Origin of the sequence: Simplicispira lacusdiani (genome assembly GCF_003604195.1) — a bacterium.
GTDB classification, from domain to species: domain Bacteria; phylum Pseudomonadota; class Gammaproteobacteria; order Burkholderiales; family Burkholderiaceae_C; genus Simplicispira; species Simplicispira lacusdiani.
The window spans coordinates 70,219-95,311 of sequence record NZ_QXGR01000007.1; the positions used below are offsets into that span (position 1 = coordinate 70,219).

At 69.4% G+C, this 25,093-nt stretch carries 21 protein-coding genes; 11 read left to right on the forward strand and 10 right to left on the reverse strand.

Features of this window, described 5'->3' with window-relative positions; genetic code table 11:
* Positions 1 to 5: 5 nt before the first annotated feature.
* The gene (locus D8S75_RS11460; RefSeq protein ID WP_119966475.1) at positions 6 to 1,859 is read right to left on the reverse strand and encodes a M48 family metalloprotease; all 1,854 of its coding nucleotides are present in this window, start codon (positions 1,857 to 1,859) and stop codon (positions 6 to 8) included.
* 309 nt (positions 1,860 to 2,168) lie between these two features.
* Between D8S75_RS11460 and D8S75_RS11465 the strand changes: the two genes are divergently transcribed.
* Complete coding sequence (locus D8S75_RS11465) at positions 2,169 to 2,435, forward strand: DUF1653 domain-containing protein (protein ID WP_119966476.1); 267 nt, start codon at positions 2,169 to 2,171, stop codon at positions 2,433 to 2,435.
* Between the two features lie 323 nt (positions 2,436 to 2,758).
* On the opposite strand, the gene purN is transcribed toward D8S75_RS11465, so the two are convergent.
* Positions 2,759 to 3,337, reverse strand: coding sequence for a phosphoribosylglycinamide formyltransferase (gene purN / locus D8S75_RS11470; RefSeq protein ID WP_119966477.1), 579 nt, complete (start codon positions 3,335 to 3,337; stop codon positions 2,759 to 2,761).
* Positions 3,338 to 3,368: 31 nt separating this feature from the next.
* Between purN and D8S75_RS11475 the strand changes: the two genes are divergently transcribed.
* From D8S75_RS11475 to D8S75_RS11485, 3 genes are all read left to right on the forward strand, one after another.
* A complete protein-coding gene (locus tag D8S75_RS11475) occupies positions 3,369 to 4,049 on the forward strand; it encodes a YceH family protein (RefSeq protein WP_119966478.1) in 681 nt (226 codons plus the stop codon).
* Positions 4,050 to 4,138: 89 nt separating this feature from the next.
* Positions 4,139 to 5,320: an acyl-CoA dehydrogenase family protein gene (locus D8S75_RS11480; protein WP_119966479.1), complete on the forward strand. Its 1,182-nt coding sequence runs from the start codon at positions 4,139 to 4,141 to the stop codon at positions 5,318 to 5,320.
* A gap of 12 nt (positions 5,321 to 5,332) precedes the next feature.
* Entirely contained in the window at positions 5,333 to 6,448 is a 1,116-nt protein-coding gene (locus tag D8S75_RS11485) for an acyl-CoA dehydrogenase family protein (RefSeq protein ID WP_119966480.1), read from the forward strand.
* Positions 6,449 to 6,521: 73 nt separating this feature from the next.
* Here the strand turns inward: D8S75_RS11485 and D8S75_RS11490 are convergent, their stop codons facing one another.
* Entirely contained in the window at positions 6,522 to 7,079 is a 558-nt protein-coding gene (locus D8S75_RS11490) for an HNH endonuclease (protein WP_119966481.1), read from the reverse strand.
* Between the two features lie 173 nt (positions 7,080 to 7,252).
* Between D8S75_RS11490 and D8S75_RS11495 the strand changes: the two genes are divergently transcribed.
* From D8S75_RS11495 to lspA, 3 genes are all read left to right on the forward strand, one after another.
* Positions 7,253 to 8,287 (forward strand): bifunctional riboflavin kinase/FAD synthetase, encoded by a 1,035-nt coding sequence (locus D8S75_RS11495; RefSeq protein ID WP_119966482.1) that lies wholly within the window; start codon positions 7,253 to 7,255, stop codon positions 8,285 to 8,287.
* An 81-nt stretch (positions 8,288 to 8,368) separates the two neighbouring features.
* Positions 8,369 to 11,218, forward strand: a complete 2,850-nt coding sequence (ileS, locus tag D8S75_RS11500) for an isoleucine--tRNA ligase (protein WP_119966483.1) — start codon at positions 8,369 to 8,371, stop codon at positions 11,216 to 11,218.
* Positions 11,219 to 11,737 (forward strand): signal peptidase II, encoded by a 519-nt coding sequence (gene lspA / locus D8S75_RS11505; RefSeq protein ID WP_119966484.1) that lies wholly within the window; start codon positions 11,219 to 11,221, stop codon positions 11,735 to 11,737.
* 176 nt (positions 11,738 to 11,913) lie between these two features.
* On the opposite strand, the gene tsaD is transcribed toward lspA, so the two are convergent.
* Complete coding sequence (gene tsaD, locus D8S75_RS11515) at positions 11,914 to 12,975, reverse strand: tRNA (adenosine(37)-N6)-threonylcarbamoyltransferase complex transferase subunit TsaD (RefSeq protein WP_119966603.1); 1,062 nt, start codon at positions 12,973 to 12,975, stop codon at positions 11,914 to 11,916.
* A gap of 66 nt (positions 12,976 to 13,041) precedes the next feature.
* The gene (locus tag D8S75_RS11520) at positions 13,042 to 14,712 is read right to left on the reverse strand and encodes a methyl-accepting chemotaxis protein (protein ID WP_119966485.1); all 1,671 of its coding nucleotides are present in this window, start codon (positions 14,710 to 14,712) and stop codon (positions 13,042 to 13,044) included.
* Between the two features lie 138 nt (positions 14,713 to 14,850).
* Between D8S75_RS11520 and hpnD the strand changes: the two genes are divergently transcribed.
* Both hpnD and hpnE read left to right on the forward strand, forming a co-directional pair.
* The gene (hpnD, locus tag D8S75_RS11525) at positions 14,851 to 15,690 is read left to right on the forward strand and encodes a presqualene diphosphate synthase HpnD (RefSeq protein WP_119966486.1); all 840 of its coding nucleotides are present in this window, start codon (positions 14,851 to 14,853) and stop codon (positions 15,688 to 15,690) included.
* 7 nt (positions 15,691 to 15,697) lie between these two features.
* Positions 15,698 to 17,008 carry a hydroxysqualene dehydroxylase HpnE gene (gene hpnE / locus D8S75_RS11530; RefSeq protein WP_119966487.1) on the forward strand — a complete coding sequence of 437 codons (1,311 nt, stop codon included), beginning with the start codon at positions 15,698 to 15,700 and terminating at the stop codon, positions 17,006 to 17,008.
* 94 nt (positions 17,009 to 17,102) lie between these two features.
* Here the strand turns inward: hpnE and D8S75_RS11535 are convergent, their stop codons facing one another.
* Both D8S75_RS11535 and D8S75_RS11540 read right to left on the reverse strand, forming a co-directional pair.
* A complete protein-coding gene (locus tag D8S75_RS11535; protein ID WP_119966488.1) occupies positions 17,103 to 17,921 on the reverse strand; it encodes an NUDIX hydrolase in 819 nt (272 codons plus the stop codon).
* Positions 17,918 to 18,901: a quinone oxidoreductase family protein gene (locus D8S75_RS11540; RefSeq protein ID WP_119966489.1), complete on the reverse strand. Its 984-nt coding sequence runs from the start codon at positions 18,899 to 18,901 to the stop codon at positions 17,918 to 17,920. The genes D8S75_RS11535 and D8S75_RS11540 overlap by 4 nt, the downstream gene beginning before the upstream one ends.
* A gap of 84 nt (positions 18,902 to 18,985) precedes the next feature.
* Between D8S75_RS11540 and D8S75_RS11545 the strand changes: the two genes are divergently transcribed.
* Entirely contained in the window at positions 18,986 to 19,885 is a 900-nt protein-coding gene (locus D8S75_RS11545) for a DMT family transporter (protein WP_119966490.1), read from the forward strand.
* Here the strand turns inward: D8S75_RS11545 and D8S75_RS11550 are convergent.
* Genes D8S75_RS11550 through D8S75_RS11560 form a run of 3 tightly spaced genes read right to left on the reverse strand, consistent with a single transcriptional unit; the run spans position 19,874 to position 24,431 of the window.
* Positions 19,874 to 22,543, reverse strand: a complete 2,670-nt coding sequence (locus D8S75_RS11550; RefSeq protein ID WP_119966491.1) for a bifunctional diguanylate cyclase/phosphodiesterase — start codon at positions 22,541 to 22,543, stop codon at positions 19,874 to 19,876. The two genes, D8S75_RS11545 and D8S75_RS11550, sit on opposite strands and share 12 nt — an antisense overlap.
* Positions 22,540 to 23,553 (reverse strand): TRAP transporter substrate-binding protein, encoded by a 1,014-nt coding sequence (locus D8S75_RS11555; protein WP_370807638.1) that lies wholly within the window; start codon positions 23,551 to 23,553, stop codon positions 22,540 to 22,542. The genes D8S75_RS11550 and D8S75_RS11555 overlap by 4 nt, the downstream gene beginning before the upstream one ends.
* 47 nt (positions 23,554 to 23,600) lie before the next feature.
* Positions 23,601 to 24,431, reverse strand: coding sequence for an SDR family oxidoreductase (locus tag D8S75_RS11560; protein WP_119966493.1), 831 nt, complete (start codon positions 24,429 to 24,431; stop codon positions 23,601 to 23,603).
* 59 nt (positions 24,432 to 24,490) lie between these two features.
* Between D8S75_RS11560 and D8S75_RS11565 the strand changes: the two genes are divergently transcribed.
* Positions 24,491 to 25,084 carry an SH3 domain-containing protein gene (locus D8S75_RS11565; protein ID WP_119966494.1) on the forward strand — a complete coding sequence of 198 codons (594 nt, stop codon included), beginning with the start codon at positions 24,491 to 24,493 and terminating at the stop codon, positions 25,082 to 25,084.
* The last annotated feature ends 9 nt before the right edge of the window (positions 25,085 to 25,093 follow it).

The window sequence follows — 25,093 nt, forward strand, 5'->3', positions numbered from 1 at the left end:
GCCGGTCAACGGGTGAACACCGGGTCGGCGGCGTGGCGCTGGATGTCTTCGAGCGAGGGCGACTCGCCCGCCCACAGCGCCAGCACCGGGCCCGGCAGGCCGATCTGGCGCTCCAGGCGGCGGCACAGGTCGTAGCGGTCCGCGTCGTGCAGGCCGGGCAGCTCGACGAACAGCAGGTAGGCCCGGCGCCGCGGGAACTCGCCCAGGTGCTTGCGCACCAGCCAGGCCCGCGCCACGGGCAGGCAGCGGACCAGCTCGGCCTTCAGTTCGGCCAGCTCGAAGGCGCTGAGGTCGTGCCGCGTGACGCGGTTGAAGAACGGCGCGGCGGTCAATTCTTCCCAGGCGCGCTCCTCGGCCTCCTGGGCGCGCTCCAGGCGCTTGCGCCACTGCTTGAAGGCGGCGGCGTCGTGCTCCATGCCAGGCCGGGGTGTCTCCAGCTCGGCCAGCGCGGTGCGCGCCGTCCACCAGCGTTCGGCATCGTCGGCGTCCCACAGGCGCTGCAGGCACTGCAGCTTGGCCTCACGGTCGCCCTCGGGCAGGTTCTGCGCCAGGCCGCGCAGCGCGCCCGGGTGCTCGGCGCTGCGCTCCAACGCCAGTTCATAGAGCGGGCGCACCACGGCGCGCGGGTCCAGGTGGCGCATCAGGCGGGCCAGCTCCACCAGCTCGTTGGCGTTGCTCTGCGCCATGCCGGCCTTGAGTTCTTGCACGCGCTCGCGCACCTGGACCAGCCAGGCATGGTGCAGCTTCCATTCGCTGGCGTGCTCGCGGCACCACTGCTTGTCGAAATAGTCGAGCCAGCGCTTGGCATCCGGCCCCAGCAGGTCGAGTGCGCCGCCGTGCGACCACTCGGGCAGGATGGGCGGGGTCTCCAGCGCCTCGATGCGGTCGCGCAGGCCGGGGTGGGTGTCGTCCACGTCGCTGATGCGCTTGAGTGCCTGGCGCAACGCGTCGTTGGCGAACACCGCGTCGGGCATGCGCGCCAGGCGCCGGCGCAGGGAGCGGTAGGGCCCCACGGGCAGGGGGTTGTCGGCCGCCTTGCTCCAGTGGCGCGCCCAGAAGCGGGACTGCAGCCAGGCGCCGCGCACCTCGATCTCGGTCAGCGCGGCCGCCGCCACGTCGCGGCCCAGCAGCTTGCCGGCGATGCGGTCGGCCTCGTATTCGTCCTGCCGCGCCAGCGCGAAGGTCTTGGCCGCGAAGCGCGGGAAATACCAGCGCATGAAGGCCTGCGTGGCCAGCGCCACGGGGCCGGTGTCGTCGCCCAGCCCCTGGTGCAGGCGCATCCAGGCCAGGCGGGTGCGGTAGATCCAGGCCGCGAAGCGCCCGTGGTCGCCGCGCAGGTGGCCGTATTCGTGCGCCAGAACGGCCAGGAAACGCGGCCGGTCCAGCGCCATGAGCAGGGGCAGACCGATGGTGAGGTGGTTCTGCGCGCCGCCCAGCAGGCCCCAGCGCGGCAGTTGCTGGATGCTGGCGTTGAACTCGTCGTTGAGGGTAACGCGGTGGATCGGCGGCCCCTTGATCTTGCGGCGGATGCGTTCGAGCGCCTCGAATAGCGCGGGCGCCTCCAGCGCGGTGATCTCGGCGCCCTCGGGCGCATCGAACCGCACCCACAGCGCGCGCAGGCTGGTCCAGAACAGGCCCAGCGCGGTGACCAGCAACAGCACCAGCCCGAGCCGCAGGCGCCCGTGCAGCAGTTGCGGCACCACCCAGGCCACCAGCCCCGCACCCAGCACCAGGCAGCCCAGCACCCAGGCATAGCCCAGGGCCGCGAAAGCGGCTACGCTGCGGCGGTAGGCCCTGCTGTTCTCGGCGCTGGCATGCTCGCTCATGCGCACCAGGTGCACGAAATCTGCCTGCTCCACGGATGTCTCCCCGGATGTTCTTGTGAACGCCATCTTAGGGCGTGTCATCATTCAATTCCCCCACGCGCTGGCCGCGCAATGCGGATGGATGCGCGAAGCGGGGCGCAGCCCATAGTCATCTATGGACAAGCCACGCGACAAAGCAGACGCCGCATTGCGCAGCCAGCCCGAAGGAAAAGCCAGCCAGGCCGCGCATTGCGTCGTTGCCCTTCGCTTGTGTAGCGGTGCTACACGGCACTCAGGGCGCCTAGCACTGCACGGCCTGGCTGGCTTTCGCGTGGGGGAATTGAATGATGACACGCCCTCACCATGAACGACGATTTGCCCCCGATCACCCCCACGCCGCCCGGCCTGTACCGCCACTACAAGGGAAACATGTACGAGGTGCTGGGCACCGCGCGCCACAGCGAGACGCGGGAAGCCATGACGGTATACCGCGCCCTCTATGGCGAACGCGGCCTGTGGGTGCGGCCCGCAGCCATGTTCCAGGAGATGGTGGAGGTGCAGGGGCGCCTTCAGCCCCGCTTCGCGCAGGTCTCCGGCAGCACACCGGATTCGGATCAAAAAATGCTATAACACCCGCTGGTATTGCGCCATAAGCTATTGATTCAATAGCAAATAAACCCTCACGCGGCCGTGCGCGGCAGCGCCACCGTGGCCAGCAGCCCGGCGCGTTGCGCAGCTGCAGGCGGCCGCCGTGGCGCCGCACGATGCCGTGGGCGATGGACAGGCCCACGCCGCCGCTGTGGCGGTTGCGCGAACCCTCTTCCACGGTAGAACGGCGAGCACGCGCTCCCGCTTGGTCTCGGGCAGGCCCATACCGTTGTCGCACACGCTGGCGCCCAGGCCCTAGTGCATAAAACCGGCCGCAGCGCTTGCGTATCAAGCGCCACAAGCTATTAATGAGATAGCAATCGAGCCACCGCGCGCGGGTAGATCAGGTGCTCCTGCGTCAGCACGCGGGCGGCCAGCAGCTCGGCCGTGTCGCCCGGCAGCACCGGCACCACGGCCTGCTCGACGATGGGGCCCACGTCCAGCTCGGCCGTGACCTGGTGCACCGTGCAGCCGGCGAACTTGCAGCCCGCGTCGATGGCGCGCTGGTGCGTGTGCAGCCCCGTGAAGGCGGGCAGCAGCGAGGGGTGGATGTTGACCAGCCGCCCCGCGTAGTGCGCCACGAAGCCGGGCGTGAGAATGCGCATGAAGCCCGCCAGCACCACCAGGGCCGGGTCGTGGCGGTCGATCACCATGGCCAGCTCGGCGTCGAAGGCTTCGCGGCTGGGAAACTGCTTGTGGTCCAGCACCTCGGTGGCGATGCCCTGCTCGCGCGCGAAAACAAGGCCCTTGGCGTCCGCCTTGTTGCTCACCACGGCGGCCACGCGGGCGCCCAGGCGCCGCTCCCAGTGCTCCTGCCGGGCGGTTTTCACGATGGCCGCCATGTTGGAGCCGCCGCCGGAGATCAGAATCACGATGTTTTTCATTTGCTCCAATTATCCAGGAGACCTCCTTTCCATGCCCTTCGACCCCACCGCCCGCCCCCTGACCGCCAACGAAGCCCGCGTGCTGGCCACGCTGATGGAAAAGGCCCGCACCGTGCCCGACAGCTATCCGCTCACGCTCAACGCCGTGGTCACGGGCTGCAACCAGAAGACCACGCGCGACCCGGTGATGAACCTCAGCGACGCCGAGGCGCAGGAGGCGCTGGACAGTCTCAAGCTGCTGTCGATGGTGTTCGAGACCAGTGGCGGCCGTGCCATGCGCTGGGAGCACAACTTCCAGCGCGCCGTGGGCGTGCCCGACCAATCCGCCGTGCTGCTGGGCCTGTTGATGCTGCGCGGCCCGCAGACGGCGGGCGAGCTGCGCATCAACGCCGAGCGCTGGCACCGCTTTGCCGACATTTCCTCGGTCGAGGCCTTCCTGGATGAGCTGCGCGAACGCAGCGCAGAGAAAGGCGGCCCGCTCGTGGTGCTGTTGCCACGCGCCCCGGGGGCGCGCGAGCCGCGCTGGGCGCACCTGCTGTGCGGTCCGGTGGACCTGTCCGCCCCGGCCGGCGGCGGCGCGGAGCCGGCGGCGCCCGCGCTGCAGGCGCGCGTGGAGGCCCTGGAGGCCGAGGTGGCGGCGCTGCGCGGCACGGTGCAGCGCCTGTGCGCGGAACTGGGCCTGCCCGCCGGCACCCCCACGGGCGGCGGCTGACCCCGGCGGCGGCGGGGCGTTGTCTCCATTTGGACAGCTAAAAAACGAACGACCGTGCTACAAATGCATCTTCTCAGGAGACACACCGTATGGATCTCGCATTCACCCCCGAAGAGCAGGCCTTCCGCGAAGAAGTTCGCGCATGGGTCCAAAGCAACCTCCCCCAGGAAATTTCCCACAAAGTCCACAACGCGCTGCGTCTGACGCGCGACGATCTGCAGGGCTGGGCCAAGATCCTGGGCAAGAAGGGCTGGCTGGCCTCGGGCTGGCCCAAGCAGTTTGGCGGCCCGGGCTGGACGGCCGTGCAAAAGCACCTGTTCGAAGAAGAGTGCGCGCTGGCCGGCGCGCCACGCGTCGTGCCCTTTGGTCCCGTGATGGTGGCACCCGTCATCATGGCCTATGGCACGCCCGAGCAGCAGCAACGCTTCCTGCCCGGCATCGCCAGCGGCGAGGTGTGGTGGAGCCAGGGCTACTCGGAGCCCGGCTCGGGCTCGGACCTGGCCTCGGTCAAGACGCGCGCCGAGCGCGTGGGCAACAAGTACATCGTCAACGGCCAGAAGACCTGGACCACGCTGGGCCAGTACGGCGAGTGGATCTTCTGCCTGGTGCGCACCAGCAACGAGGGCAAGCCGCAGACGGGCATCAGCTTCCTGCTGATCGACATGAAGTCGCCCGGCGTGACCGTGCGCCCGATCAAGCTGCTCGACGGCGAGTGCGAAGTCAACGAGGTGTTCTTCGACAACGTCGAAGTGCCTGCCGAGAACCTGATCGGCGAGGAGAACAAGGGCTGGACCTACGCCAAGCACCTGCTCAGCCATGAGCGCACCAACATCGCCGACGTGAACCGCGCCAAGCGCGAGCTCGAACGCCTCAAGCGCATCGCCAAGGCCGAGGGCCTGTGGGACGACCAGCGTTTCCGCGACCAGATCGCCCTGCTCGAAGTGGATGTGGTGGCCCTGGAAATGCTGGTGCTGCGCGTGCTCTCGGCCGAGAAGAGCGGCAAGAACTCGCTGGACATCGCGGGCCTGCTCAAGATCAAGGGCAGCGAGATCCAGCAGCGCTATGCCGAACTGATGATGCTGGCGGCCGGCCCCTTTGCCCTGCCCTTCATCGAGGAGGCCATGGAAGCCGGCTGGCAAGGCGACTTCCCCGGCGGCAGCGTGGCCCACGCACCGCTGGCCTCCACCTACTTCAACATGCGCAAGACCACCATCTACGGCGGCTCGAACGAAGTGCAACGCAATATCGTGGCTCAAACGGTTCTGGGCTGAGGAGACAAGAACATGGATTTCGATTTTTCTGACGACCAGCAGCAACTGCGCGACGCCGTGCGCAAGTGGGTGGACAAGGGCTACGCCTTCGAGCGCCGCCGCGGCATCGTCGCCGCCGGCGGTTTCGACCGCGCCGCCTATGGTGAGCTGGCCGAGTTGGGCCTCACGGCCCTCACGGTGCCTGAACAGCACGACGGCATGGGCCAGGGCGCCATCGACGCCATGGTGGCCATGGAAGAGCTGGGCCGTGGCATGGTGCTCGAACCCCTGGCGCAAACCTTCATCGCCAGCAGCGTGCTCTCCCGCTACGCGCCCGCCGACGTGCAGGCCGCCTGGCTGCCGCGCATCGCCAGCGGCGAAGCCCTGGTGGTGCTGGCCCACCAGGAGCGCAAGGCCCGCTACCGCCTCGACGTTTGCGATGCAAAAGCGGCTGCAACGCCCACCGGATATGCGCTGACAGCTACCAAAAGCATAGTCCCCGCCGGCGACCAAGCCGACGCCTTCCTCGTGCCCGCGCAATTGGACGGCCAGATCGCGCTGTTCCTGGTCGAGCGCGCGGCCTCCGGCGTCACCACGAGCGGCTACGGCACCCAGGACGGCAGCCGCGCCGCCGAGGTCCAGCTGGCCAACGCCGCCGCCACACTGGTCACCAAGGACGGCCTGGCCGCCCTGGAACTGGCCGTGGACACCGGCATCGCCGCCACCTGCGCCGAAGCCGTGGGCGTGATGGACCAGACCGTGGCCCTGACCGTGGACTACATGAACCAGCGCAAGCAGTTCGGCGTGGCCATCGCCAGCTTCCAGGCCCTGCGCCATCGCGTGGCCGACATGAAGATGCAGCTCGAACTGGCCCGCTCGATGAGCTACTACGCCAGCCTCAAGCTCGGCGCCCCCGCCCCCGAACGCCGCGCCGCCCTGGCCCGCGCCAAGGTGCAGCTGGGCCAGTCCATGCGCTTCGTGGGCCAGCAGTCGGTGCAGCTGCACGGCGGCATCGGCGTCACCGACGAATACATCGGCAGCCACTACTTCAAGAAGCTCACGCAGCTGGAAATGACCTTCGGCGACACGCTGCACCACCTGGGCGAGGTGTCGGCGCGCATGCAAGAGACCGCAGGGGTTTTCGCCTGACTTTTTGCCACAGCAAGAAAAAAACCGCCTTTGGGCGGTTTTTTTCTTGCTTCGGGACGCTATGAGCAGGCCTTCATGCCAACAGCCGCGAGGACTTGGGTACGTGCGCCATCAGGAACTCCATCTGGTCGGCCAGGATACGGCGGTTGCGCAGGATGAAGTCTTCCCACAGGCTCGGCACATAGGGGGCGTAGAGCAGCGGCATGTGGGCCTGCTCGGGCGTGCGCGGGCCCTTGCGGTGGTTGCAGGGGCGGCAGGCGGTGACCACGTTCATCCAGTGATCCTTGCCCCCCTTGGCAAAGGGAACGATGTGCTCGCGCGTAAGCAATTCCTCGGGGCAGTGCCCGCCGCAGTAGGCGCAGACATGGCGGTCGCGCACAAAGAGCTTGCTGTTGGTCAGGCTCGGGTGCAGGTCGAAGGGGTTGATGGCGGGCACGCCCTTGGTGCCGATGATGCTGTTGACGGCGATCACCGACTGCCTCCCCGTTACGGCGTTGTGGCCGCCGTGGAAAACGGTAATCTCGCCACCGGACTCCCAGCGCACCTCCCCAGCGGCATAGTGGATCACCGCCTGTTCCAGCGAGATCCACGACTGGGGCAAGCCCTGGGCAGAGAGCTTCAAGACCTTCACGACACGCCTCCTCGAACAAAAAAAGGGCAAGGAATCGATGCAGATGTCTGGCGCCGTGCCTGCGCTGGCAATACGCGGGCACGCGTGCGTCACAATATACGCTCATTTCAAGTCAAATCAGTGTCCTGCGCTTGGTGGCCGTGCGCAAGGCGCTATTAAAAAGATAACGCTCCATGAAGATCTTTCGCGGTTTTCGCCATCCAGGGATTGCCCCGGCCTGCGCCGTGACGATCGGCAACTTCGACGGCGTGCACCGGGGGCACCAGGCCATGCTGGCGCTGCTCAATGGCGAGGCGGCCCAGCGCGGCGTGCCCAGTTGCGCGCTCACCTTCGAGCCGCACCCGCGCGACTACTTCGCTGGCGCGCTGAACAAGCCCGAACTGGCCCCGGCCCGCATCGGCACGCTGCGCGACAAGCTCTCGGAGCTGGCGCGCTACGGCGTGCAGCAGGCGGTGGTGCTGCCCTTCGATGCCCGGCTGGCCTCGCATTCGCCGCAGGAGTTCATCGACGAAGTGCTGGTGCACGGCCTGGGCGCCCGCTACGTGCTGGTGGGCGACGATTTCCGCTTCGGCAAGCAGCGCGCGGGCGACTATCAAATGCTCGACGCCGCCGGCCAGGTGCAGGGCTTCGACGTGGCGCGCATGATGAGCTACGAGGTGCACGGCCTGCGCGTCTCCAGCTCCGAGGTGCGCGCGGCCCTGGGCGCGGGCCGCATGCAGGACGCCGCGCAACTGCTGGGCCGCCCCTACGCCATCTCGGGCCATGTAGTGCACGGGCGCAAGCTGGGGCGCCACCTGGGCGCCAGCGCCGAAGGCGCGGGCAACGGCTTTCGCACCCTCAACCTGCGCTTTGCACACTGGAAGCCCGCCGCCAGCGGCATCTTCGCCGTGTGGGTGCACGGCCTGTCGGAACACCCCCTGCCCGGCGTGGCCAACCTGGGCATCCGCCCCTCGCTGGACCCGCGCGACGTCAACGGCGGCCGCGTGCTGCTGGAGACCCATTGCCTCGAATGGCCGCAGCATCTGGGCGCCGAGGGGGCCTACGGTAAAATCATCCGCGTGGAACTGCTGCACAAACTGCACGACGAACTCCGGTACGACAGCCTCGACGCCCTCACCCAAGGCATCGCGCGGGACTGTGCCGACGCGCGCGCCTGGTTCGCCGCCCACGCCGAAACCCGCCGCCAGACCACGCGCGACCGAATTTGACGGGGGCTGCCTTCGCCCCTCCCTGCTCGCTTGTAGCCTCGGGCACAGTGCCTGAGCGTCCCCATTTTTGAAGGTTTCCCCATGTCTGAATCGACGCCCAAGAACGCCCCGGCGAGCGCCTACCGCGCCACGCTGAACATGCCCGACACCCCCTTCCCGATGCGCGGCGACCTGCCCAAGCGCGAACCTGGCTGGGCCAAGGAATGGGACGAGAAAGGCATCTACAAGAAGCTGCGCGACGCGCGCTGCGGTGCCCCGAAGTTCATCCTGCACGACGGCCCGCCCTACGCCAACGGCCAGATCCACATCGGCCACGCGGTGAACAAGATCCTCAAGGACATGATCACCAAGGCGCGCCAGCTCGAAGGCTTTGACGCGCTCTACGTGCCCGGCTGGGACTGCCACGGCCTGCCGATTGAGAACGCCATCGAAAAGCTGCACGGCCGCAACCTGCCGCGCGACGAGATGCAGGCCAAGGGCCGCGCCTTCGCCACCGAGCAGATCGCGCAGCAGATGGAGGATTTCAAGCGCCTGGGCGTGCTCGGCGAATGGGACAACCCCTACAAGACCATGAACTACGCGAGCGAGGCGGGCGAACTGCGCGCCCTCAAGCGCGTGATGGAGCGTGGCTACGTGTACCGCGGCCTCAAGCCCGTGTACTGGTGCTTCGACTGCGGATCGTCGCTGGCCGAATTTGAAATCGAATACCAGGACAAGAAGAGCCAGACGTTGGACGTGGCCTTCAAGGCGCACAACCCGGCCCAGCTCGCCGCCGCCTTCGGCCTGGCACGGCTGGAGAAGGACGCCTTCGCCGTCATCTGGACCACCACCGCCTGGACCATCCCCGCCAACCAGGCGCTCAACCTCAACCCCGAACTGCCCTACGCGCTGGTGGACACGGAGCGCGGCCTGTACGTCATGGCCGCCACGCTGGTCGATGACTGCATGGCGCGCTGGGGCCTGACGGGCCAGATCCTGGCCGTGGCCCAGGGCGAGAAGCTCGCGGGCATCGAGTTCGAGCACCCGCTGCACGATGTGCACGAGGGCTACCGCCGCCTCTCGCCCGTGTACCTGGCCGACTACGCCACGGCCAGCGACGGCACGGGCATCGTGCACTCGTCGCCCGCCTACGGCGTGGAAGACTTCAACTCCTGCGTGGCGCATGGCCTGAAGTACGACGACATTCTCAACCCCGTGCTGGGCAACGGCCGCTACGACGAATCGCAGGCCCTGTTCGGCGGCATGAACATCTGGAAGGCCTGCCCCGTCATCATCGAGACGCTGCAGACCGCTGGCCGCCTGATGGGCACCACCACCATCACGCACAGCTACCCGCACTGCTGGCGCCACAAGACGCCCGTGATCTACCGCGCCGCCGCCCAGTGGTTCGTGCGCATGGACGAGGGCGAGGGCGTGTTCACCAAGGACAAAGCCCCCGGCACGCTGCGCCAGACGGCCCTGGCCGCCATCGAGCAGACGAGCTTCTACCCCGAAAACGGCAAGGCCCGCCTGCGCGACATGATCGCCGGCCGACCCGACTGGTGCATCTCGCGCCAGCGCAGCTGGGGCGTGCCCCTGCCCTTCTTCCTGCACAAGGATTCGGGCGAGCTGCACCCGCGCACCATGGAAATCATCGACCAGGCCGCAGCCATCGTCGAACAGGGCGGCATCGAGGCCTGGAGCCGCGTGACGCCCGAAGAAATCCTGGGTGCGCAGGACGCCGAGCACTACACCAAGAGCACCGACATCCTGGAGGTGTGGTTCGACTCCGGCTCCACCTTCTGGCACGTGATGCGCGGCACGCACGCCGGCATGCACCACGACAGCGGCCCCGAGGCCGACCTGTACCTCGAAGGCCATGACCAGCACCGCGGCTGGTTCCACAGCTCGCTGCTGCTGGCCAGCGCCATCTTCGGCCGCGCGCCCTACCGCGGCCTGCTCACGCACGGCTTCACGGTGGACGGCCAGGGCAAGAAGATGAGCAAGTCGCTCGGCAACACCGTCTCGCCGCAGGAGGTGAGCGGCAAGCTGGGCGCCGAGATCATCCGCCTGTGGTGCGCCTCCACCGACTACTCGGGCGACCTAGCCATCGACGACAAGATCCTCGCGCGCGTGGTGGACGCCTACCGCCGCATCCGCAACACGCTGCGCTTCCTGCTGGCCAACGTGAGCGACTTCGATCCCGCCCAGGACGCCGTGCCGTTCGACCAGATGCTGGAGATCGACCGCTACGCGCTCACGCGCGCCGCGCAGTTCCAACAGGAGGTGCTGGCGCACTACAAGGTGTATGAATTCCACCCCGTGGTGGCCAAGCTGCAGCTCTACTGCTCGGAAGACCTCGGCGGCTTCTACCTCGACGTGCTGAAAGACCGCCTCTACACCACGGCCCCCAAGAGCCTGGCGCGCCGCAGCGCGCAGACGGCGCTGCACCAGATCACGCACGCCATGCTGCGCTGGATGGCGCCCTTCCTCTCGTTCACGGCCGAAGAGGCCTGGAAGGTGTTCGGCCGTTCCGAGTCCATCTTCATGGAAACCTACGGCACCATCCCCACGGGCGACGAGGGGCTGCAGGCCAAATGGGAGCGCCTGCGCGCCATCCGCGACCTGGTGAACAAGGAGATCGAGGGCGTGCGCGCCGCCGGCCAGGTGGGCTCGTCGCTGCAGGCCTGCGTGGCGCTGACCGCCGCGCCCGAGGACCACGCGCTGCTCGCCAGCCTGGGCGATGACCTGAAGTTCGTCTTCATCACATCCACTATCGAATTGATAGCCGGTGACGACCTACAGATAAGCGTCACGGCCAGTTCCGATGCCAAATGCGAACGCTGCTGGCACTACCGCGCCGACGTGGGCCACGACACGGCACACCCCACGCTGTGCGGCCGCTGCACCAGCAACCTGTACGGCGCCGGTGAAAACCGGGCCTGCGCCTGAGTGGCCCGCGCCGCGGCGGGCGGCCGCGCCAGCCTGTGGCCCTGGCTGGCGTGGGCGCTGGTGATCCTGATCGCCGACCAGTTCACCAAGACGCTTATCCTGGGCTACTACCAGCTCGGTGACAGCACCTACGTCACCAGCTTCTTCAACATCGTGCGCGCGCACAACACGGGCGCGGCCTTTTCCTTCCTGGCCACGGCCGGGGGCTGGCAACGCTGGTTTTTCACGGGCATCGGCGTGGCGGCCACGCTGTTCATCGTCTGGCAGCTGCGCCAGCACCCGGAGCAGAAGCTGTTCGCGTTTTCGCTCGCCAGCATCCTCGGCGGCGCGGTGGGCAACGTGGTGGACCGGCTGCTGCACGGCTACGTGGTGGACTTCCTGGATTTCCACTGGGCCTTCCTGTCCGGCATGTTCCATGGCGGGCATTTCCCGGCCTTCAACATCGCCGACGCGGGCATCAGCGTGGGCGCGGCCTGCCTGATCCTGGACGAGCTGCTCCGAGTCCGGAAATCCTCTTGATCGACGGCGCACCGCCGTGATGGCGTTGGGCGCTTCCCACGACACCTGCAACCAGCACGGCCCAGGCCGGCGGCCACCGTGCAAGGGCCGCCAGCATTCCCACATGCGGGCACCGGTGGCGTCCCCCTGCCCGCATCGCGCAGAGATGCAAGAGCGGGGGGAAGGCGCAAAGCGCCTCAGGAGGGTGTTCCACCTATGGCGTTCAACGGCCAGCGCGGCTTGACGTCGAAGGCATAGTCACAGTTGGCCTGCTGCTGGCCCGACTGCAGGCGCATGGCCGCAGCCATGGCGATCATGGCGCCGTTGTCGGTGCACAGGTGCAGTTCGGGGTAGTGCACGCGCACGCGGCGCTTGGCGCAGGCAGCGTCGAGCTGCTCGCGCAGCAGCCGGTTGGCGCCCACGCCGCCGGCCACCACGATGCGCTGCAGGCCGGTTTCCTGCAGCGCCGTGAGCGATTTTTTCACCAGCACCTCGACAATGGCCGCCTGCGTGCTCGCGGCCAGGTCGGCCTTGCGCGCCTCCAGGTCGCTGCCCAGCTTGCGCGCCTGCGTCAGCACCGCTGTTTTCAGCCCGGCGAACGAAAAATCGAGGTTGCCGCTGTGCAGCAGCGGACGCGGCAGCTTGAACGCCGCCGGGTCGCCCTGCTGGGCCAAACGAGAGAGCGCCGGGCCGCCGGGATAGCCCAGGCCCATGAGCTTGGCCGATTTGTCGAAGGCCTCGCCCGCCGCGTCGTCAATGGTTTCGCCCAGCAACTCGTAGCGGCCCACGCCGTCCACCCGCATGAGCTGGGTGTGGCCGCCGGACACCAGCAAGGCAACAAACGGAAATTCCGGCGGATCAGCGCTGAGGAACGGCGACAGCAGGTGCCCTTCGAGGTGGTGCACGCCCAGCACCGGCTTGCCCAGCGCCGCGCCCAGGGCACAGGCCACGCCCGCGCCCACCAGCAGCGCGCCGGCCAGGCCCGGGCCGCGCGTGAAGGCCACCACGTCCACCTCGGCCAGTTCGCGCCCCGCCTCGGCCAGCACGGCCGTGGTCAGCGGCAGCACGCGGCGAATGTGGTCGCGGCTGGCGAGTTCTGGCACCACGCCGCCATAGGCCTGGTGCATCTCGATCTGGCTGTGCAGCGCGTGCGCCAGCAGCGTGGGCACGGCGCTGCCCTGCGAGCGCACCAGCGCCACGCCGGTTTCGTCGCACGAGGATTCGATGCCCAGCACCAACAGGTTTTTCTGCACTTCCATGGTGGCGCAAGTGTAGGGCTTGCGCCCCATCCTCAAGGATGAAAGGGTTGGGTCGCCGAAGACATGTCAGTGCTGCGGCAGGGCCTTCTGGCCTGCGCCCTGCAGCCGCGCCGGCGCCGGTGCCCGGGCCTCTGCGCGGGGAGTGGCCGGCACCTGCAGGCTGCTGCCCTGCTGCAAGCGGAACGATGCCGCCAGGCTGGCCAGTTGGCGCGCCTGCTCCTGCAGCGCGCCGGATGCCGCCGAGGTTTCCTCGACCAGCGCCGCGTTCTGCTGCGTCACGCCGTCCAGGTGCGCCACGGCCTGGTTGATCTGGCCCAGGCCCATGGACTGCTCGCGGCTGGCCGAGGCGATCTCGTCCACGATGTCGGCCACGCGCTGGATGCCGGCCACGATTTCCTGCATGGTAGAGCCCGCCTGGGCCACCTGCTCGCTGCCGACCTCGACCTTGGCGACCGAGTCCGAAATCAGCGCCTTCACTTCCTTGGCCGCCTCCGCTGAACGACCCGCCAGGCTGCGCACCTCGCTCGCCACCACGGCAAAGCCCCGGCCCTGCTCGCCGGCACGGGCCGCTTCCACGGCGGCGTTCAGCGCCAGGATGTTGGTCTGGAAGGCGATGCCGTCGATCACGCCGATGATGTCCACGATCTTGCGCGACGAGGTGTTGATGGCTTCCATGGTGTCCACCACCTGCGCCACCACGGTGCCGCCGCGCTGCGCCACGCCGGTGGCCGATGCGGCAAGCTGGCTGGCCTGCGCGGCGCTGTCGGCGTTCTGCTGCACGGTGCCCGAGAGCTGCTCGGTGGCCGACGCCGTCTGCTCCAGCGCGCTGGCCTGCTGTTCGGTGCGCGAGGACAGGTCCTGCGTGCCCGCCGCCACCTGCGTGGAGGCGCCGGCGATGGTCTCTGCGCCATGGTGCACCTGCCCGATCACATGGTGGAGGTTGCCGCGCATGGTTTCCATCTGCGCCAGCATGGCGCCGATCTCGTCCTTGCCCTGGAATTCGATGCGCTGCGTCAGGTCGCTGGACGCGATGGCGGCGGCGGCGGCATTGGCGCTGCGGAAGCCCGTGACCATGCGCGCGAGCAGCAGCAGCCCCAGCAAAGAGGCCGGCAGGCCGAGCAGGAAGGTGGCCAGGGCGAACACCACCAGGCCGATTTCGTAGCGCTGCTGCGCGCCCTGGTAGGCCGCATCCGCGCGCCGCACCTGGTGCTCCCGGAAGGCCGTCATCGCCTTGACGACGGCTTCCCCCTCGGTGCGGCCCGCCGCCAGGAAGGCGGCCATGGTCTCGGGGCTGAAGTCGCCCTTCTGGATGGACGCGGCCACCAGGTCGAGCTTGTCGCGCCACGCCTTGCAGCTGGCCAGCGCCGTATCGAACAGCTTTCGCTCCTCAGTGTCCGTGACGCCTTTCTCCAGCCCTTTCTGGAGCGCGTCGGCCTTGGCCTGGTTGGCCGCGATGGCCTCCAGGTGCATGGTGGTGGGGTGGCCGTGGATGCTGGCCAGCGCGCTTTCAGGGGCATGCTGGAAGGCCAGCAGCACCTGCAGGCGGTTCTGGACCGTCAGTTCGATGGACTGGTCGGCCATCAGGGCCCGGTGCATGGCTTCGTCATGCACGGTCTTGAGACTGTCGCGCGCGGACGACAGTCCCCAGAAGCTGACCCCGATCACCACAGCCCCCGACAGCCAGAACGAACAAAGAACGATGACGAAACGCTGGGTGATCCGCAGGTTGTTCAGCATGAACGCTTTCGATTGGTTACAAGCCTGAAATCATAGCGCCCGCGTTTACCCGAATACGGGCACCAGAGTGCGGCACTCGGACTCTCTGGCAGAACCCGTGGCATGGAACGAGCACCCGGCATGGGACAATCGCCCCCCATGAATCCGGAACAGTATGTCCAGCAAAAAGCCGCCGCCTCGGGCAGCAGCTTCTATTACGCCTTCCTGTTCCTGCCCCGCCCCCGGCGCGCGGCCATCACGGCCTTCTATGGCTTCTGCCGCGAGGTGGACGATGTGGTCGACGAGGTGACCGACCCGGGCGTGGCCCAGAGCAAGCTCGCCTGGTGGCAGGGCGAGGTGGCCCAGTCGTTCAAGGGCAAGCCCACGCACCCCGTGATGCAGGCGTTGATGCCGCACACCGCCACCTACGGCATCGAGCCGCGCCACCTGCTGGCCGTCATCGAAGGCTGCCAGATGGACCTGGAACAGACCCGCTACCTCGACTACCCCGGCCTGCAGCGCTACTGCCACCTCGTGGCCGGCGTGGTGGGCGAGGTGGCCGCGCGCATCTTCGGCCAGACCAGCCCGGCCACCACCGAGTACGCGCACCGCCTCGGCCAGGCGCTGCAGATGACCAACATCATCCGCGACGTGGGCGAGGACGCCATGCGCGGCCGCATCTACCTGCCGGTGAACGAACTGCAGCAGTTCGACGTGAAAGCGCACGAGATCCTCAAGCGCCAGTATTCCGAGCGCTTCACGGCGCTCATGCGCTTCCAGGCCGAGCGCGCGCACCGGCTGTACGACGAAGCGCTGGCGCTGCTGCCCGCCACCGACCGGCGCGCGCAGAAACCCGGCCTGATGATGGCCAGCATCTACCGCACGCTGCTGCGCGAGATCGAGCGCGACCACTTCCAGGTGCTGCACCAGCGCATCAGCCTCACGCCGCTGCGCAAGTTCTGGCTGGCCTGGAAGATGCAGGCCCTGGGCCGCATGTAAGCCTCCCATGAAGATCGCCATCCTTGGTGCCGGCTGGGCCGGCATGGCCGCTGCCATGGCCGCCGTGCAGGCCGGCCACGAAACCACCGTGTTCGAGGCCGCGCGCACGGTCGGCGGGCGCGCGCGCGGCCTGCAAGCCACGGCCCCCGGCGGCACGCCGCTCACGCTGGACAACGGCCAGCACATCCTCATCGGCGCCTACACCGAATCGCTGCGCCTCATGCGCCTGGTGGGCGTGGACCTGGACGCCGCCCTGCTGCGCCGCCCGCTGGTGCTGCGCTTTCCCGACGGCAACGGCCTGCGCCTGCCCGACCTGCCTCCGCCTTGGGATGCCGTGCTCGGCATCGCCCGCGCGCGCGGCTGGTCTTGGAGCGAGCGGCTGGCGCTGCTGCGCACGGCCCATGCCTGGCAGCGCGCGGGCTTTGCCTGCGCGCCGCAGGACACGGTGGCCGACCTGTGCGCGGCGCTGCCGCAGCGGCTGCAGGACGGCTTCATCGACCCGCTGTGCGTGGCCGCGCTCAACACCCCCGCGCCACAGGCCAGCGGCCAGGTGTTCCTGCGCGTGCTGCAGGACAGCCTGTTCAGCGGGCGCGGCGGCTCGCACCTGCTGCTGCCGCGCGTCCACCTCGGTGAACTCTTCCCCGAACCCGCGGCGCGCTGGCTGCAGGCCCAGGGCGCCACGGTACGCACCGGCCAGCGCGCGCTGGCTCTCACGGCCGCGCCAGGGCCGGCCTGGCTGGTCGACGGCGAGCCCTTCGACGCCGTGCTGCTGGCCACGCCGAGCACCGAGGCGGCACGGCTGGTCTCGCTGTGCGCGCAGACCGCGCCCTACGCCCTCACGGTGCAGATGTGCGACTGGGCCGCCAGCGCCCAGGCCCTGCGCTTCGAGGCCATCACCACGGTGTATGCCCAGGGCACGCCCCACGCCGACGGCCGGCTGCTGCCCGAGCCCATGCTGGCGCTGCATGGCGGCGACCAGCAGCCCGCGCAGTTCGTGTTCGACCGGGGCCAGCTCGGCGGACCGCCCGGCCTGATCGCCTTCGTGGCCAGCGCCAGCCAGGGCGAACGCGCCCAGGTCGAGCGCCAGATCCTGGAGCAGGCGCGGCGGCAACTGGGCCTGGCCGGTCTGCAGACGGTGCAGACCGTGGTGGAGAAACGCGCCACCTTCGCCTGCACCCCGGGCCTGCGGCGCCCCGGCGCCGCCATCGCGCCCGGTCTGTGGGCCTGCGGCGACTACATCGACGGGCCCTACCCCGCCACGCTGGAGGGCGCGGTGCGCAGCGGCACGGCGGCGGCGCGGGCCGCGACCACCGGCTGACCCGCTTCCAGGCCCACCACGGCGCGCCGCCACCGGCCGCCGGCACGCGCCTCGACCATTCTGGAAGGCCCGGGCCGCGCGCCTTCCTGCCTGGTCACAGGCCCCACCAGTCCGCCAGCACCAGCGTCGCCTCGGGCGTGAACAGCCCCTGCGCCACCCACTCGCGCACCGTCCCGGACGGCAGGCGCTCGAAGCGCGCCACCTCGCCGTCCTGGTTGTGCGGCACCCGGCCCTCGGGCACGACGGCATGGAACCAGTCGATGCGCTCGCGCATATAGCCCACGCCCCCGCCTTCGCGGCTGGGGCACTCGAAATCGATATGCCCGCCTCGCACCACGTCCACGAGGGTGGACATGCGCAGGCCGGCCTCCTCCCAGGTTTCGCGCTTGAGCGCCTGCTCCAGCGTGTCGGCGGCCGACACCATGCCGCCCATCAGCGTGTCCCACTGGCCAGGGTGGTGGGGCTTGTCGAAGGCACGCTGCTGGACCCACATGCCGCCATCGGACGCCAGGCCCACGAGGTGCACGGCCCGCGTGGCAATGCCCAGCACGCGCACCAGGCCGCGCTCGATGGTGCCCAGGCGCTGGCCCTGCGCGGTGCACACGGCCAGTTGTTCGCCGCGCCACGGACCGCAGTGGCCCAGTGCGCGCAAGGCCCGCGCGAGCGCGTCGAACGCCGCCGTCAGCTCGCCGGGCTGGGCCTCCAGGCACCAGGCGGGCGAGGCGAATCGCTCCTGAATTGATAGCTTATAGCGCGCATCCAGCAAGCCATGGAGGACGATTTCATCCAAAATCCCAGGCTCCACCGAACCCACCTCGTAGCCGTCGGCGAGCAGTGGCAGCCGCGCGCGGCGCGGCGGCTGGCGCGCGTCGGCGCGGGCACGCGCCAACCAGTCAGGCAGGGTCGCGTTCACAGCGTGAGGATGGTCGAACCGGTGGTCTTGCGCGCTTCCAGGTCACGGTGTGCCTGCTGCACCTCGGCGAGCGGGTAGCGCTGCGCGATGTGGATCTTCACCTGGCCGCTGGCCACCACGGCGAACAGTTCGTCGGCCATGGCCTGGGTGGATTCACGCGTGGCGATGTGGGTGAACAGCGTCTGGCGCGTGACATAAAGCGAGCCCTTGGCGCCCAGCGAACCCGGCGCGAACGGCGGCACGGGGCCCGAGGCGTTGCCGAAGCTGGCCATGAGGCCGAAGGGGCGCAGGCAATCGAGCGACTTGTCCCAGGTGTCCTTGCCCACCGAGTCGTACACCACCTTCACGCCCTTGCCCCCGGTGATCTCCTTCACGCGCGCGGCGAAGTCCTCGGTGTTGTAGTTGATGGCATGCGCCGCGCCGTTGTCGCGCACGAGCTGGCACTTGGCGTCGGACCCCGCCGTGCCGATGAGCCGCAGGCCCAGCGCCTTGGCCCATTGCGTGGCGATCAGGCCCACGCCGCCGGCGGCGGCATGGAACAGCACATGGTCGCCCGGCTGCAGGCCCTCGACGGGCAGCGTCTTCTTGAGCAGGTACTGCGCCGTGAGGCCCTTGAGCATCATGGCGGCGCCGGTCTCGAAGCTGATGGCGTCGGGCAGCTTGCACACGCACTTGGCGGGCATCACGCGCACCTCGCAGTAACTGCCGGGCGGCTGGCTGGCGTAGGCCGCGCGGTCGCCCGCCTTCAGGTGCGTGACCCCCTCGCCCACGGCCTCGACCACGCCCGCGCCCTCCATGCCGATGCCGGCGGGCATGGTGAGCGGGTACAGGCCGGTGCGGTGGTAGACGTCGATGAAGTTCAGCCCGATGGCGTGGTGGCGGATGCGGATCTCGCCCGGGCCGGGCTCGCCGACGGCCACGTCGACGATCTGGAGTTCTTCGGGGCCGCCATGCTGGCGGATCTGGACGGCGAGGCTCATGGAAATTCTCTCCTGCGGGAACGTTCGAAATAGCTTGCGCCATCCTGCCATGATTCTGCAAGCCTTGCCCGTTACAGTGCGGGGATGACACACAAACTGACGCCCGGCACGGCGGCGTTGCTGGTGCTCGCGCCGCTGCTGTGGGCCGGCAATGCCGTGGTGGGCCGGCTGGTGCACGAGCTGGTGCCGCCGCTCACGCTCAACTTCCTGCGCTGGGTGCTGGCCTTCGCGCTGCTGCTGCCCCTGGCGCATGGCGTGCTGCGCCCGGGCAACCCCCTCTGGGCGCACTGGCGCCGCTATGCGCTGCTGGGGCTGCTGGGCATCGGCCTGTACAACGCCCTGCAGTACATGGCGCTGCAGACTTCCACGCCGATCAATGTGACGCTGGTCGGTTCGAGCATGCCGGTGTGGATGCTGGCCGTGGGCGCGGTGTTCTTTGGCGTTTCCGTCACGCGGCGCCAGTTTGCCGGAGCCGCGCTGTCGATGGCCGGCGTGCTGCTGGTGCTCAGCCGGGGCGAGTGGAGCCAGTTGCTGGCGCTGCGCCTGGTGCTGGGCGATGTGTTCATGCTGCTGGCCACCATTTCGTGGGCCTTCTACAGCTGGCTGCTGGTGCGCACCAGCGAGCCCGCCAGCGTGCGCGCCGACTGGGCGGCCTTCCTCATGGCCCAACTGGTGTTCGGCCTGGGCTGGTCCGGCTCGCTCGCGGGCCTGGAGTGGGCCAGCGGCCGCACGCACATCGCCTGGGGCTGGCCGCTGGCGGCGGCGCTGGCCTTCATCGCCGTGGGGCCGGCGGTGGTGGCCTACCGCTGCTGGGGCGTGGGCGTGCAGCGCGCCGGGCCGGCGGTGGCGGGGTTCTTCTCCAACCTCACGCCGCTGTTCGCCGCGCTGATGTCGGCCGCCTTCCTGGGCGAGCCGCCGCGCCTGTTCCACGCGCTGGCGTTCGCGCTCATCGTGGGCGGGATCGTGGTGTCCTCACGCCGCTGACGGCGGCCGCGCGGCGACCAGAACGGCCTCCAGCGCCTCCGCCGGCATGGGCCGGCCCAGCAGGTAGCCCTGGTACTGGACGCAGCCGTGGCGCGCCAGGAAGTCCTTCTGCTCCTGGGTTTCCACGCCCTCGGCGATCACTTCCAGATCGAGGTTGCGCGCCATGCCGATGATGGTCTGCACGATCACGTCGTCGGTGGCCCGCGCGCCCAGGTTGCGCACGAAGGACTGGTCGATCTTGAGCTGGTGCAGCGGCAGCCGCGTGAGGTAGGCCAGCGAGGAATAGCCCGTGCCGAAATCGTCCACCGAGAAACGCACGCCCTTGGTGCGCAGTTGGTGCATCTTGCCGATGGCATCGTCCACGTTGTCGAGCACCAGCGACTCGGTCAGCTCCAGCGTCAGCAGGTGCGCGCGCGCGCCCGTTTCCTGCAGGGTCTCGGTGACCTGGCGCACGAAATCGATCTGGCGGAACTGGCGCGCGCTCACGTTCACCGACAGCTGCAGGTGGCTGCCGTGGGGCTGCTCCTGCCAGCGCGCCAATTGCTCGCAGGCCGTGCGCAGCACCCATTGGCCGATGCGCAGGATCAGGTCGCTCTCCTCGGCCACGGCGATGAACTGCGCGGGCGAGACCATGCCGCGCTCCGGATGCACCCAGCGCAGCAGCACCTCGGCGCCGACGATGCCGCCCTCCAGCGTGAACTGCGGCTGGTAGTGCAGGGTGAACTGGCCCTGCGCCAGCGCCTCGCGCAGGTCGGCCTCCAGTTGCGCGCGGTCGTTGATGGCCACCTGCATGCGCGGGTCGAAAAAGCACAGCCCGTTGCCGCGCTTCGCCTTCACCTGGTACATCGCGATGTCGGCCTGCTTGAGCAGCTCCGTCGCCGTCTGCAGGGTGGTGCCGAACAGGGTGGCGCCGATGCTGCCGCTGTTCTGGTGGGAGTGCGGGCCGAGCACGTAGGGCTCGGAGAGGCTGCGCAGGATCTTCTCGCCAATGCGCTGGGCAAGCCGTGCCGCCTCCTCGCCGTGGGGCGCCAGTTCGTTGAGCATGATGACGAATTCATCGCCGCCGAGCCGGGCCACGGTGTCGGCGACGCGCACGCAGGCCCGCAGGCGCTGCGCCACCTGCTGCAGCAGCTCGTCGCCCACCTCGTGGCCCAGCGTGTCGTTGAGGGCCTTGAAATGGTCGAGGTCGAGGAACAGCAACGCGCCCAGTTGGCCCGTGCGCTGGGCCAGCACGCTGGCCTGGCTCAGCCGGTCGAGCAGCAGGCGCCGGTTGGGCAGCCCGGTCAGCGGGTCGTAGAAGGCCAGGCTTTCGATTTCGGCGTTGGCGCGGCGCAGGTCGGTGACATCGTGGTAGGTGATCACCAGGCCGCCCTCGGGCGTGGGCCGCTCCAGGATCTGGATGCAACGCCCATCGGGCGTCTGCTGCTCGTGCGTACCGATGGACTGGCGCTGCCGGACCAGGCGCTGCTCCACCCACTGCTGGTGCTCGGCCTTGCTGCCCTCGGGCAGATGGTGGGCCACGGTCATTTCCAGGACCTTGCGGAACGGCATCTGCTCGGCCATCGTGCCGGCCATCCACGGGAAGATCTCCTCGAAGCGGCGGTTCCAGTGCTGCACCCGGTGCCGGTGGTCCAGCAGCAGGAAGCCGCTCACCATGGATTCCAGCGCCTGGTCCAGCATGGTCTTGGAGCGGGCCATGTCCTGGCGCGCCGCCGTGATGCGCTGAAAGTAGGCCTGCACCATCACGCCCGCCCCGAGCAGCATCAGGCAGAACATGAGGGCAACAGCGCCGATCGCGTTGCGCTCCTTGTGCCAGTCGCGCAGCGCGGCGGACAGGGGCAGGCTCGCGGAGATGCGCAGGCCCTGGTAGATGAGGGGGCGCGCCAGCACGAACGCCGGCTCCCGGCTCAGGCGCGCGGGGGTCTCCCAAGCCTGCTCAGCCCGCTCCTTCGGAACCTCGGTGGGCTGCAGCCGCGCGCCGTCGCCCAGGTCGGGGATGGACAGGAGCAGGCGGCCGTCGTTCCGCTCCAGCACCACCTCCAGCCCGGCGAGGTCGGCGCCCTGCATCAGCACCGCCGCCAGCTTGGACAGGGGCACCTCCGCCACCATCACCAGCCGAGCGCCGTTGGCCACCTTCAGGGTGCGGGCAAGGTACAGGACGTTCTGGGTGCTGGCGAAGCTCACGGTCGGCGCGCTGACCATCAGGTGGACGGCCGACGGCGACAGCACGGCCTGCAGGAATCCCGGCGGCAACTGCAGGACATACTGCGCGCCCGAGGCATCCGAGGACGCGAGCACGCGGCCATCGGCGTCGAGCAGCGCGGTCATGCTCACCAGCAGGTTGCCGCGCGTGACAATGCCCAGCAGATTGCTGGCGGCGCTGGCGTCGATCCAGTCGGCCATGGAGGTGGACAGCCCCAGCAGGCTGTCCATGCCCGACAGCAGCAGGTCCACCGACAGAAAGCCGCGATTGATTCCCACCTCGGCCCCCGAGACGAAGCGCGTGACCTGCACCTCCCGATTCTCCAGCGCCGCTTGCCGCGTCGTCCACGCCAGCAGGCCCGCGGCGACGAGCAGCACCGCCAGGAACAGCGCGACCACGGCCCAGACCATGGCCCGGACATGGGGCGTCGCGGGAGCGGGGGGCGTGGATTTCATGGATTCCCGGGCGTCGCCAGGCCGCGCGCGGGGCCGATGGTCTGGTTCCAGAGGTCGGCGCAGCGCTGGCCGCAGCGCTGCAGCCAGCGGGGCAGGACGGTGTCGCGGAAGATCTCCTGGCGCCGGCGTTCGTCCTGCGGCGACGCGGCCACCACCACCATGCGGCCCTTGCGGCCCGTGGCGCAGGCCGGTGCGCCGCTGTTGCAGGCCACGCCCTGGGCCGTGTCGCGCTCCGATTCCTCCCAGATCGATGCTTCGAGCCGGGGCAGCTCCTGGCGCAGCAGGGCCCGCAGGTCCGGTGGCAGCGCATCCCAGGCGGCGCGGTTGGCGCCGAACACGGCCAGCCCCCAGCTGATGGGCAGGGTGTGCAGGTGCGAGGTGATGGCGTGCAGCCCCAGGGTGTTGCCCGACATGGTGCCGGTGATGGCGCAGTCGATGCTGCCGGCCTCCATGCTCGCGACCACCTGGGCGAACGCCGTGTGCACGGGCACGGCGCCCAGGGCTCCCACGAAGTCGGCCTGGCCCGCCGAGGACACGCGCACGCGCCGGCCCGACAGGTCGGCCAGCCCGGCCAGCGGCCTGCGGCAGAACAGCACCTGCGCCGGGTACACGTAGAGCGCCAGCATCTCCACGCCCAGGTCCTGGCGCAGCGACATTTCGAGGTAGGGACGGAACGCCGCCACGCTGGACTTGAGGCTGGCCATGTCCGGGTTCAGCCCCGCCAGATCGATGGCCGTGTACTGTGGAAACGAGCCGGTCAGCGTGCTCAGCAACGTGGTGCCGAACGGCACCACGCCCAGCTGCAGCATGCGCAGCATTTCATCGCCGGGCACGCCGGCGCGGTCGAAGGGCACGATCTCGGCCTTGAAGCGGCCGCCGCTCAGGCGTGTCAGCTCGCGGGACCAGAACGGCTCCTCCCAGCGGGTGTACTGGTTCACGCCGGCCAGGCCGCCCACCACGCGCAACGGCGTCTGCACCTGGGCCTGCGCCCCCCACCCGGCCAGCGCCAGCAGGCCCGCCGCCGCCAGCGGGCGCCAGCAGGGGCCAGGCCCGCGGGTCACAACGCCCCGGGGTACGCGCCGCCGTCGGCCAGCACGTTCTGCCCCGTGATGTAGCCGGCATGCACGCTGCACAGGAAGGCGCAGATGGCGCCGAATTCCTGTGGGGTGCCGAAGCGCCCCGCCGGGATGCTGGCCTGCTGCGCCGCGCGCACCTCCTGCACCGTGCGCCCGCTGCGCGCGGCGGCGGTGCCCATGGTGGCGGCCAGGCGGTCGGTGTCGAACTTGCCGGGCAGCAGGTTGTTGATGGTCACCCCCTTGGCCGCGATGCCGCCGCGCGCCGCGCCGGCGACGAAGCCGGTCAGGCCGCTGCGCGCGCCGTTGGACAGGCCCAGGATGTCGATCGGCGCCTTCACCGCGCTCGACGTGATGTTGACGATGCGCCCGAAGCCCCGCGCGGCCATGCCATCCACGGTGGCGCGGATCAGCTCGATCGGCGTGAGCATGTTGGCGTCCACGGCCTTGATCCAGTCCTCGCGCTCCCAGTCGCGGAAGTCGCCCGGCGGCGGGCCGCCGGCGTTGTTGACCACGATGTCGAAGTCGCGCCCCGGGCCGCCGGCCACGCCCAGCACGGCCGCGCGCCCCTCGGGCGTGGTGATGTCGGCCGCCACGGCCAGCACCACGGGATTTGAGCCATTTTGGCCTCCAGAGCCCATGGACTGTGCGCCAATAGCTATCAAATCAGAAGCAGCCGCCTGCAGGGCCGGCGCCTGACGGGCATTGATGACGAGGTTCACGCCCTCGCGCACCAGCGCCTGCGCGCACCCGAGCCCCAGCCCCTTGCTGGCGCCGCACACCAACGCCCATTTGCCGGCAATACCCAAATCCATAACAATCCCCTGGAGTAACACGCTGCTACAGTCAGCACGATCATAAGTGGAGAACCCCCATGGCTTCATGGTTCAACCGAAGCGCCCTCACCGCCGCCCTGGTACTGGGATGGCTGGCCGCGCCCGCGCTGGCGCAGGATGCGGTCATCAAGCGCGCCACCGAGCTGCGCGAATCCCCCGCTGACTCCGCTACCAGCCTGGGCGCACTCGCCGCCGACAGCGCCGTGGCGCGCACCGGCGAGCGCAAGGGCTCCTGGGTGAAGGTTCGCACGCCCCAGGGCGCGGCCGGCTGGGTGCACATGTTCGACGTCGGCGCCCAGGCCGGCGCGGCGCCTGCCAGCGGCGGCAGCGCCACCACCGGTGGCCTGCGCAGCCTGGGCGGCCTGTTTGGCGGCAACAGCGGCAGCACCACCACGGCCACGGCCACCGTCGGCATCCGCGGCCTGAGCGCCGAGGACATCGCCAACGCCCAGCCCAACCCGGCCGCCGTGCAGCAGGCCGAGAAGCTGCGCATGAACGCCGACCAGGCACGCCAGTTCGCCGGCACGGCCGCGCTGCACGCCCAGCGCGTCGAGCCCCTGCCCGAACCGCCCCGCCCCGCGCCCACGGGCGGCGGCGGGCAGTTCAACCCCGACACCCAAAGTCCCAACTGAGGAGCGCCG

Excerpts from the sequence above, each read along its gene's own strand:
- D8S75_RS11465 (WP_119966476.1), top strand. The coding sequence starts at position 2,169 with ATGAACGACGATTTGCCCCCGATCACCCCCACGCCGCCCGGCCTGTAC.
- purN (WP_119966477.1), bottom strand. The coding sequence starts at position 3,337 with ATGAAAAACATCGTGATTCTGATCTCCGGCGGCGGCTCCAACATGGCG.
- D8S75_RS11475 (WP_119966478.1), top strand. The coding sequence starts at position 3,369 with ATGCCCTTCGACCCCACCGCCCGCCCCCTGACCGCCAACGAAGCCCGC.
- D8S75_RS11480 (WP_119966479.1), top strand. The coding sequence starts at position 4,139 with ATGGATCTCGCATTCACCCCCGAAGAGCAGGCCTTCCGCGAAGAAGTT.
- D8S75_RS11485 (WP_119966480.1), top strand. The coding sequence starts at position 5,333 with ATGGATTTCGATTTTTCTGACGACCAGCAGCAACTGCGCGACGCCGTG.
- D8S75_RS11495 (WP_119966482.1), top strand. The coding sequence starts at position 7,253 with ATGAAGATCTTTCGCGGTTTTCGCCATCCAGGGATTGCCCCGGCCTGC.
- ileS (WP_119966483.1), top strand. The coding sequence starts at position 8,369 with ATGTCTGAATCGACGCCCAAGAACGCCCCGGCGAGCGCCTACCGCGCC.
- tsaD (WP_119966603.1), bottom strand. The coding sequence starts at position 12,975 with ATGGAAGTGCAGAAAAACCTGTTGGTGCTGGGCATCGAATCCTCGTGC.
- D8S75_RS11520 (WP_119966485.1), bottom strand. The coding sequence starts at position 14,712 with ATGCTGAACAACCTGCGGATCACCCAGCGTTTCGTCATCGTTCTTTGT.
- hpnD (WP_119966486.1), top strand. The coding sequence starts at position 14,851 with ATGAATCCGGAACAGTATGTCCAGCAAAAAGCCGCCGCCTCGGGCAGC.
- hpnE (WP_119966487.1), top strand. The coding sequence starts at position 15,698 with ATGAAGATCGCCATCCTTGGTGCCGGCTGGGCCGGCATGGCCGCTGCC.
- D8S75_RS11540 (WP_119966489.1), bottom strand. The coding sequence starts at position 18,901 with ATGAGCCTCGCCGTCCAGATCCGCCAGCATGGCGGCCCCGAAGAACTC.
- D8S75_RS11545 (WP_119966490.1), top strand. The coding sequence starts at position 18,986 with ATGACACACAAACTGACGCCCGGCACGGCGGCGTTGCTGGTGCTCGCG.
- D8S75_RS11550 (WP_119966491.1), bottom strand. The coding sequence starts at position 22,543 with ATGAAATCCACGCCCCCCGCTCCCGCGACGCCCCATGTCCGGGCCATG.
- D8S75_RS11560 (WP_119966493.1), bottom strand. The coding sequence starts at position 24,431 with ATGGATTTGGGTATTGCCGGCAAATGGGCGTTGGTGTGCGGCGCCAGC.
- D8S75_RS11565 (WP_119966494.1), top strand. The coding sequence starts at position 24,491 with ATGGCTTCATGGTTCAACCGAAGCGCCCTCACCGCCGCCCTGGTACTG.